This is a genomic window from Pseudomonas sp. F9001, assembly GCF_013385435.1.
Lineage (GTDB): Bacteria > Pseudomonadota > Gammaproteobacteria > Pseudomonadales > Pseudomonadaceae > Aquipseudomonas.
Genome location: NZ_JACAPX010000043.1, coordinates 26,689 through 35,022 on the forward strand (window position 1 = coordinate 26,689; position 8,334 = coordinate 35,022).

Below are 8,334 nucleotides of genomic sequence, written 5' to 3' on the forward strand. Positions count from 1 at the left end.
TCATGCTCTTCAACTTCCCGCGTACCTTGCTGGCGGCCACCCTGGCGCTGTCTTTCGCCATGCCGGCCTTCAGCGCCGAACCCCACAAACAGATCCAGGCCGATTCCGAGCAGTACAAGGCCGAGGCCTTGAAACTGTTGGAGCGCCTGGTGAATATCGATTCGGGCTCCGGCTACGAGCCGGGCCTGACCCAAGTGCGTGACATCGCCGTCGATGAGCTCAAGCAACTGGGTTTCAGCATCCAGCTGGTGCCGGATGCCGCGGCCCATAACAGCCATGTCATCGCCACCCTCAAGGGCACCGGCAAGGCCAGGATCCTGCTGATGGCCCACATGGACACGGTGTTCAAGGAAGGCTCGGCGGCTGCCCGGCCGTTCCACATCAAGGACGGCCGCGCCTATGGCCCGGGCGTAATGGATGACAAGGGCGGCATCGTCGCCGGCATCTACGCCTTGAAGGTCCTGAAAAACCAGGGCTTCAAGGACTACGCACAAATCACTTTCCTGCTGGACGCCAGCGAAGAAACCGGCACCGACGGCGCGTCCGAGCTGATCCGCAACACCGCCAAGGGCCACGACGTGACGCTCAACCTGGAACCGGGTCGCCCGGCCGATGGCCTGGTGGTATGGCGCAAAGGCAGCGCCACCGCCGTGGTCGAGGTCAAGGGCAAGGCCGCCCACGCCGGCGTCGCCCCGGAATTGGGGCGCAACGCGGCGATGGAAGCGGCGCACCAGATTCTGCAACTGGGCAAGCTGGGGGATGCCGAGAAGAAAACCACCATCAACTTCACCGTGATCAACTCCGGCGACCGGGTCAACGTGATCCCCGACCAGGCCACCGCCAAGGCGGATGTACGGGCGGCGTTGCCGGAAGAGTTTGACCGGATCGAGAAAGACCTGGCACGGGTCTCGGCCAACAAGCTGATCCCCGAGACTGAAGTGACCACCAGTTTGCACCGTGGCCTGCCGCCGATGCCGCAGACGCCGGAGTCGGACAAGCTGGTGGCGATTGCCCAGGGGATTTATGGCGAGTTGGGGCGCAAGCTGACCATTGAGGGCAGCGGCGGGGCGGCGGATGCGAGCTTGTCGGCTGGCGTGGGTACGCCGACCCTCGACGGGTTCGGGATTGTCGGGGGCAATATCCATACGCCGGAGGAATATGCCGAGGTGGAGAGCGTGGCGCCGCGGATTTATCTGCTGAGCCGGATGATCATGGAGCTCTCCAAGCGCTGACTTAAAAACGCCACACCTCTAAATGTGGGAGCGGGCTTGTGTGGGAGCGGGCTTGCTCGCGAATGCGGTCTATCAGTCGACATCTGCTTATCTGGTACACCGCTTTCGCGAGCAAGCCCGCTCCCACATTGGTTTGTGGTGTTGGTTGGATCAGGTTGCAGGCACCACTTCCCGGGTCTTCTCCCGCCCCAGCACCAAACTGCACAGCGCCGGCAAGAACAGCAACGTCAACACTGTCCCGACCAACACCCCGCCAATCAACACATACGCCAGCGACGACCAGAACACCGACAATGTCAGCGGAATAAACGCCAACGCCGCCGCCAGCGCGGTCAGGATCACCGGCCGTGCCCGGCGCACCGTGGCCTCGATGATCGCCTCGCGAATCACCATGCCCTGGTCCTGGTTCTGCCGAATCTGGTCGGTAAAGATCAGCGTATTGCGCATCAGGATCCCGCCAATCCCGATCAGCCCCAATATCGCGTTGAACCCGAACGGCTGGTTGAACAGCAGCAGCGTCGGCACCGCCCCGATCAGCCCCAGCGGCGCGGTGGCGAACACCATGAACATCACCCCGAACGAACGCACCTGGAACATGATCACGGTCAACGTCAGCAGAATCATGATCGGGAACAGTGCCGCCAGCGCCACGTTGGCCTTGGCGCTTTCTTCCACCGGACCGCCGATGACGATCTGATACCCGGCCGGCAGCTTGGCGATCAGGGGTTGCAGGTCCTTGTACACCGCCATTTCCACGTCTGGCGGCTGGGTGGCGTCGACAATATCGGCGCGCACTTCCACGGTCAGCGCACGGTTGCGGCGCTTGAGGATCGGTTCTTCCATCACCGCCTGGAAATGCCCGACCTGGGCCAATGGCACCGAGACACCGGCACTGTTGGTCAGGGTCATATTGTCGAGGTTGCCGAGGTCTTCGCGCTGGCTGCCCTGGGAGCGGGCAACCACTGAAACGGTACGATTGCCTTCGCGCACTTCGGTGATCGGGTTGCCGCTGAGCAACGCGTTGAGCTGGGATTTCACCCCGTCGGGGGTAAAGCCCAGCAGGCGCAGGCGGTCCTGGTCGAGTACCAGGCGGTAACTGCTGGCGCGCTCGCCCCAGTCGAGGAAGCTGTCCCGCGTGAGTGTGTTGGCGGCGACCACTTGGCGCACGTCTTCAGCCAGGCCGCGCAGCACATTCAGGTCGGGGCCGGACACGCGAAACACCACCGGGAAGGGCACCGGCGGGCCGAATACCAACTGGGTGACGCGCACCCGCGCCGATGGAAATTCGCCGGCCGCGATGCGTTCAGCCATGCGTTTTTTCAGGCTGTCCCGGGCATGGGCGTCGGCGGTCTGCACGATCAGCTTGGCGAAGGCGGGGTCTGGCAGCTCAGGGTTCAGCGACAGGAAAAACCGTGGTGCACCACCGCCGACATAGGTGTCGACCATCACGGTTTGCGGCTCCTCCATCAGCGCCTTTTCCACCTGCGCCGCTACCGCCTCGGTGCTTTTGAAGGCGCTGCCCGGTGGCATGTACACCTCCAGAATCAGCTCGGAACGGTCGGAGTTGGGAAAGAACTGCTTCTTCACCACGCCCATGCCCAGGCCACACAGCACAAAGGCCGCCACCACCAACCCGGTGACCAGCCAGCGTCTGCGCACGCAAGCGTCCACCAGGCGCCGCAGTTTCTGGTAATAGCGCCCGGCGTAAATTGCATCGTGGCCGCCGACAACCGGCTCGATGTGCGGCAACAGCTTGACCCCCAGGTACGGGGTGAACACCACCGCCACCAGCCACGACGCGATCAGCGCAAAACCGACGATCCAGAAAATATTCCCGGCATACTCACCGGCGCCCGAGCGGGCAAAACCCACCGGCAGGAAGCCGATAATCGTCACCAGGGTGCCGGTGAGCATCGGCGCGGCGGTGGAACTCCAGGCGAAGGTGGCTGCGTGGATCCGGTCAAAACCTTCCTCGAGTTTAACCACCATCATCTCGATCGCAATGATCGCGTCGTCCACCAGCAGGCCCAGGGAAATGATCAACGCGCCCAGGGTCACCCGGTCGAATTCGCGGCCGGTCATCAGCATGATCACAAACACGATCGACAAGGTCAGCGGCACCGCAGCAGCCACCACCAGCCCGACACGGAACCCCAGGGCCAGCAGGCTGATCACCATCACCACCGCGAGGGCGACGAAGAACTTCAGCATGAACTCGTTGACCGCCAGGCTGATGTTTTTCGCCTGGTCGGAGACCTTGGCGAAGTTGACCCCCAGCGGCAGGTCGGCCTGGATTTTCGCTTCCTGGGCCTTGAGAGCCTTGTCCAGTTCCAGGCCGTTCCAGTGCTTCTCCATGATCACCCCGAGCATCAGCGAGGGGTCGCCCTGATGACGGATACGGTAGCTGGGCGGGTCTTCATAACCCCGGCTGACGGTGGCCACATCGGCGATGCGCAGCAGCTTGCCGTTGGCTTCCAGCGGGACGTTTTCGATCAGCGCCAGGCTGTCGAAGGCCCCGTCGATGCGGATATAGGCGCGTGCCCCGGCGGTCTCGACAAAGCCTGAAGGTGCCACGGCATTCTGGGCGGCGAGGGCGGCGAAGATCTGCTCGGGCTTGATGCCCAAGGTGGCCAGGCGCTCATAGGAAAACTCGACGAAGATCCGCTGCGCCTGTTCGCCGAGGATATTGACCTTCTTCACTCCCGGCAGATTGAGCAGGCCCTGGCGCATGTCCTCGGCCATTTGCACCAGTTGCCGGTGGGGCAGGTGTTCGGCCTCCAGCGCGTACAGGGAAAAGTACACGTCGGAGTATTCATCGTTAAAAAACGGGCCGATCACCCCCTTGGGCAACTTCGCGGCTTCGTCGCTGAGCTTTTTGCGGGTCTGGTAGAACAGGTCCTGGATCTCGCTGGGGCGGGTGGACTCCAGGTACGTCATGCGCATCGAGACGAAGCCCGGTTGGGCGATGGTTTCGACGCGGTCGTAATAGTCCAGCTCCTGCAGGCGTTTTTCCAGGCGGTCGGCCACTTGCTCCTGCATCTCTTGCGCGGTGGCGCCGGGCCAGGCGGCGGTGATGGTCATGACCTTGACGGTGAACGAAGGGTCTTCGGCGCGTCCCAGTTTGCCGAAGGCAAAGACCCCGGCGGCGAGTATCGCGATGATCAGGAACAGCGTGACTGCGCGATGCTTGACCGCCAGTTCGGAGAGGTTGATCCCGCGCATTATCAGTGTTCCTGCTGACGGTTGAGGGCCAATACCTGGGCCGGCAACAGGCGTACCGCGTCACCGCTGTGCAGCAGGTGCGCGCCGAGGGCGACGACTACTTGGCCAGGGTCCACGCCACTGTCCAGCAACGCGTCCTCCTGGCCGAGGCTGGCGACGTTGACCGGGGCGAAGCTGACCTTGTCATCGGCGCCAATCACCCACACACCGGTGCCTTTGCCGGCATCCTGCAGCGCCCCGATGGGCACGCGGGTCTGTTGCGCCTGGCCGTTACCTTGCAGGCGCACGGTGATGGTCGAGCCGAGAGCGAAGCGGTCGACGGGGCCATGCAATACATAGCGGGCCCGGTAGGTGCGGGTGGTCGGGTCGGCGCTGGCAGACAGCTCGCGCAACGTGGCGGTCACTGCCTGCTCAGGGGCGCCGAAGGGGAACGCCAGGGCTTTTTGCGAAGCCTGGTCGCGCTGGTTTTCCGGGAGGTTGACGATGGCTTCCCGGGCGCCGTCGTGGGCCAGGCGCGCCACCACTTGCCCCTCGGCGACCACTTGGCCGCGGTCCACCCGCACGTCGGTGATGATGCCGTCGCTGTCGGCCCTGAGCACCGAGTAGGTGCGGCGGTTTTCGATCTGGCTGGCGTCGGATTGCGCGGAGGCCAGCTCGGCTTCGGCCACCCGCAGATTGGTGGCGGACTGGTCGAAAATCTGCCGCGACACGGCGCCGGTATTGGCCAGGCGCTGGTAGCGGGATTCATCGTCCCGGCGTTGGCGCAGTTGCGCCTGGGCCGCATTGACGCGGTTTTTTGCCGAACGCAGGGCCAGTTCGAAGTCGCCGATATCCAGCACCAGCAAAGTGTCGCCACGGTTGACGTGCTGGCCGGGATCAACCTTGCGCTCGATCACCTTGCCGCTGACGCGAAACCCCAGGTCACTTTCCGTGCGCGCGGCCACTACGCCGGTGTAGGCGCTTTGCTGGCTGCCGGCGGCTTCGACCTTGGCGGCCAGCACCGGGCGGGGCAGGGGCGCTTCGGCGACGGGGTCGGCCTTGTTGTTGCAGGCACTGAGTACCGCCAGCAGGGCCAGGGGGGTGAGAAGACGCAGGGGGAGAGGGTTCATGTCGGGCTCCGTGGGGCGGGGTGAGCTAAAAATTACGCTTGTAATATTTGTCACCATATTATGGTCGAAATATAAAATAATCCAGCCCCGAGTCTTTGTTCCACTGGTGGGACGATCAGGGCCGATTTTGCCGTCTAGCGCGGAATTGGTATCGGATTTAAGGTGTATCCATTACTGGAGACACATATGAAAAAGATCATCGGCATCTACACCAGCCCACGTGGCCATTGGGTCGGCGACGGCTTTCCGGTTCGCACGCTGTTTTCCTACGACACCATGGGCAAGCAGATCAGCCCGTTCCTGTTGCTGGATCACGCCGGTCCTGCGGCATTCACCCCGACCGAGCAACGTCGCGGCGTGGGCCAGCATCCCCATCGCGGTTTTGAAACCGTGACCATCGTCTACAAGGGCGAAGTCGAGCACCGCGATTCCACCGGCGCCGGCGGCACCATCGGCCCGGGCGATGTGCAATGGATGACAGCCGCCAGGGGCATCATTCACGAGGAGTTTCACTCCGAGGCGTTCGCCCGCAGCGGCGGCGCCCTGGAAATGGTCCAGTTGTGGGTCAACCTGCCGGCCAGGGACAAAATGACCGATGCCGGTTACCAGACCATCCTCGATGGCGATATTCCGACGCTGCCCCTGGCCGACCACGCCGGCAGCCTGCGCTTGATCGCGGGCGAGTTCGACGGGGTCAAAGGCCCGGCTCGTACCTTCACGCCGATCGACGTGTGGGATATGCGGCTCAAAGCCGGCCGCTCTGTGACGCTGGACCTGCACGCCGGGCGCAACACCGCGCTGGTGGTATTGCGCGGCACGCTGCGGATCAACGGCACTGAAGTGGCGCGGGAAGGGCAGTTGGCACTGTTCGAGCGCGATGGCACGCAACTGCGCCTCGAGTCCAGCGACGACGCCATGGTGCTGTTGCTCAGCGGCGAGCCGATCGACGAACCCATCGTCGGCCACGGCCCGTTCGTGATGAACACCGAGCAGGAAATCCACCAGGCGTTTGCCGACTATCAGTCCGGGCAATTCGGGCAGATGCAGCGCTAGGGCGCTATACCCTCCAAAGGCATTTCATGCGATCTTCATGGCATTCGCCCTGGAGTCGCCTGAATGCCCTCATTTATCTCCGATCACCCGATGTTCTGTGCCTTGGCGCTGGTGCTGATCGATATTGCCGTATGGCGTTTGATCTCTGCCGATTTCGCCAATTGGAAGCTGGCGGCGCGGCTGGTGATCTTTGCGGTGTTCAGCGCCGTGCTGTTCAACGAAGGCATGAACCCGATGCAGGTCGCGCCGTTCGGCGACAACGTGGCGCTGCATTTGGCGGCAACGGCGTTCCAGATCGGCTGGTGGCTGTTTGCGGCGCGCACCCTCACGGTATTGCTCGGCGCGGTGATGATGCAGCGGGTCGGCCACACCGGGCGGCTGTTGCAGGATCTGGTGGGCGCGGTGATCTTCCTGATCGCGATCATCGCCGCCATGGCCTACGTGCTCGACCTGCCGGTCAAGGGCGTGCTGGCCACTTCCGGCGCGGTGGCAATCATCGTCGGCCTGGCGTTGCAAAGCACCTTGAGCGACGTGTTTTCCGGCATCGTGCTCAATACCACCAAACCCTACCAACTGGATGACTGGATCTCCATCGACGGCACCGAAGGCCGGGTGATCGACATCGACTGGCGCGCCACCCAACTGCAAACCTCCCAGGGCAGCCTGGCGGTGGTGCCCAACTCGTTGGCGGCCAAGGCCAAGATCATCAACTTCTCACGTCCCGCAGATATGTTTGGCTTGGCGGTCAGCCTGCAAGTCAGCCCCCATGCGCGGCCCCAAACCGTGCTGGATGCGCTGGAGCGGGCGATGCAGGGGTGTCGGCCGTTGTTGGCCAAGCCGGCGCCGAGCGTGGCGTTCAAGACGTCGGCCAGTGGTGGCGTGGAGTATGAGATCAGCGGGTTTGTGCCGGCCATGGCGCTTAAGCGTGAGGTGCGCAATCAGCTTTATGATTTGGCGTTTCGGCATTTGCAGGCGGCGGGGGTGAGTTTGTTGTCGGCGGCCGAGAGTAATGCGCCGGTGACGGTTTCCCGGGCTCGGGCGTTGTTGGAGAGCTCATCTATTTTCTCGACGTTGAGGCAGGAGGAGAAGGAGACATTCAGCCAGAACATGACGCTGCAGACCTTTCGCGCCGGGGAGATGATTTTGCCCGCGGGGGAGGTGAGTGATCACCTGTTTATTATCGAGTCCGGGGTGATTTCGGTGATGCTGACCAAGGCGGGGCACAAGTTTGAAGCGGGGCGGATGGGGCCTGGGGAGGTGATTGGTGAGGCCGGGATTTTGTCGGAGCAGGGTGTGCCTGCGGACTTTTCGGCGAAGACGTTTTGTACGTTGTATCGGATTGAGAAGGAGTATCTGAAGCCTTGTCTGGATGCTCGGCATGACATCAGTGAGGCGATGAAAAGTTTGTTGGATTTCAGGTTGCATGCGGCTCAGAGTTTGACGCAGGAGGCGCCTGTGGTGCCGGTTAAGAAGGGGTTTATGCAGTGGCTGCGGAGTCGGGCCTGAAGGTGTACATATCCGTTGCTGCGGTAACGGCCGCTTATGGTTCCGCTCTTACAGCGGGTCACTTTTGGCAAACGCCCGGAATGCCGGCCCAGCCAAAAGTAACCAAAAGGTCTTTGCCCCACCACTCGGTGCCTCGCCTAGGCTCGGCATGCCCGCACTCCGGCACGCTTGCGCGGGTCGCCGCGACGGGCCATCCATGGCCCGGCGCGGCT

At 63.0% G+C, this 8,334-nt stretch carries 5 protein-coding genes; 3 read left to right on the top strand and 2 right to left on the bottom strand.

What is annotated here, in order from left to right; translation table 11 throughout:
* Window positions 1-2 precede the first annotated feature (2 nt).
* Window positions 3-1,232: a M20/M25/M40 family metallo-hydrolase gene (locus HX818_RS28685; protein ID WP_177021181.1), complete on the top strand. Its 1,230-nt coding sequence runs from the start codon at window positions 3-5 to the stop codon at window positions 1,230-1,232.
* A gap of 150 nt (window positions 1,233-1,382) precedes the next feature.
* Here HX818_RS28685 and HX818_RS28690 read toward each other — a convergent pair whose 3' ends face one another.
* A complete protein-coding gene (locus tag HX818_RS28690; RefSeq protein ID WP_177021182.1) occupies window positions 1,383-4,454 on the bottom strand; it encodes an efflux RND transporter permease subunit in 3,072 nt (1,023 codons plus the stop codon).
* A gap of 2 nt (window positions 4,455-4,456) precedes the next feature.
* The gene (locus HX818_RS28695; protein WP_177021183.1) at window positions 4,457-5,563 is read right to left on the bottom strand and encodes an efflux RND transporter periplasmic adaptor subunit; all 1,107 of its coding nucleotides are present in this window, start codon (window positions 5,561-5,563) and stop codon (window positions 4,457-4,459) included.
* A gap of 186 nt (window positions 5,564-5,749) precedes the next feature.
* Here HX818_RS28695 and HX818_RS28700 point away from each other — a divergent pair, with 186 nt between their 5' ends.
* Entirely contained in the window at window positions 5,750-6,616 is an 867-nt protein-coding gene (locus HX818_RS28700) for a pirin family protein (RefSeq protein WP_177021184.1), read from the top strand.
* A gap of 63 nt (window positions 6,617-6,679) precedes the next feature.
* On the top strand, window positions 6,680-8,122 hold the full coding sequence (locus HX818_RS28705) for a mechanosensitive ion channel domain-containing protein (RefSeq protein WP_063028913.1): 1,443 nt from the start codon (window positions 6,680-6,682) through the stop codon (window positions 8,120-8,122).
* The last annotated feature ends 212 nt before the right edge of the window (window positions 8,123-8,334 follow it).

Coding starts and splice junctions, on each gene's coding strand:
- HX818_RS28705 (WP_063028913.1), top strand. CDS start 6,680: ATGCCCTCATTTATCTCCGATCACCCGATGTTCTGTGCCTTGGCGCTG.
- HX818_RS28685 (WP_177021181.1), top strand. CDS start 3: ATGCTCTTCAACTTCCCGCGTACCTTGCTGGCGGCCACCCTGGCGCTG.
- HX818_RS28690 (WP_177021182.1), bottom strand. CDS start 4,454: ATGCGCGGGATCAACCTCTCCGAACTGGCGGTCAAGCATCGCGCAGTC.
- HX818_RS28700 (WP_177021184.1), top strand. CDS start 5,750: ATGAAAAAGATCATCGGCATCTACACCAGCCCACGTGGCCATTGGGTC.
- HX818_RS28695 (WP_177021183.1), bottom strand. CDS start 5,563: ATGAACCCTCTCCCCCTGCGTCTTCTCACCCCCCTGGCCCTGCTGGCG.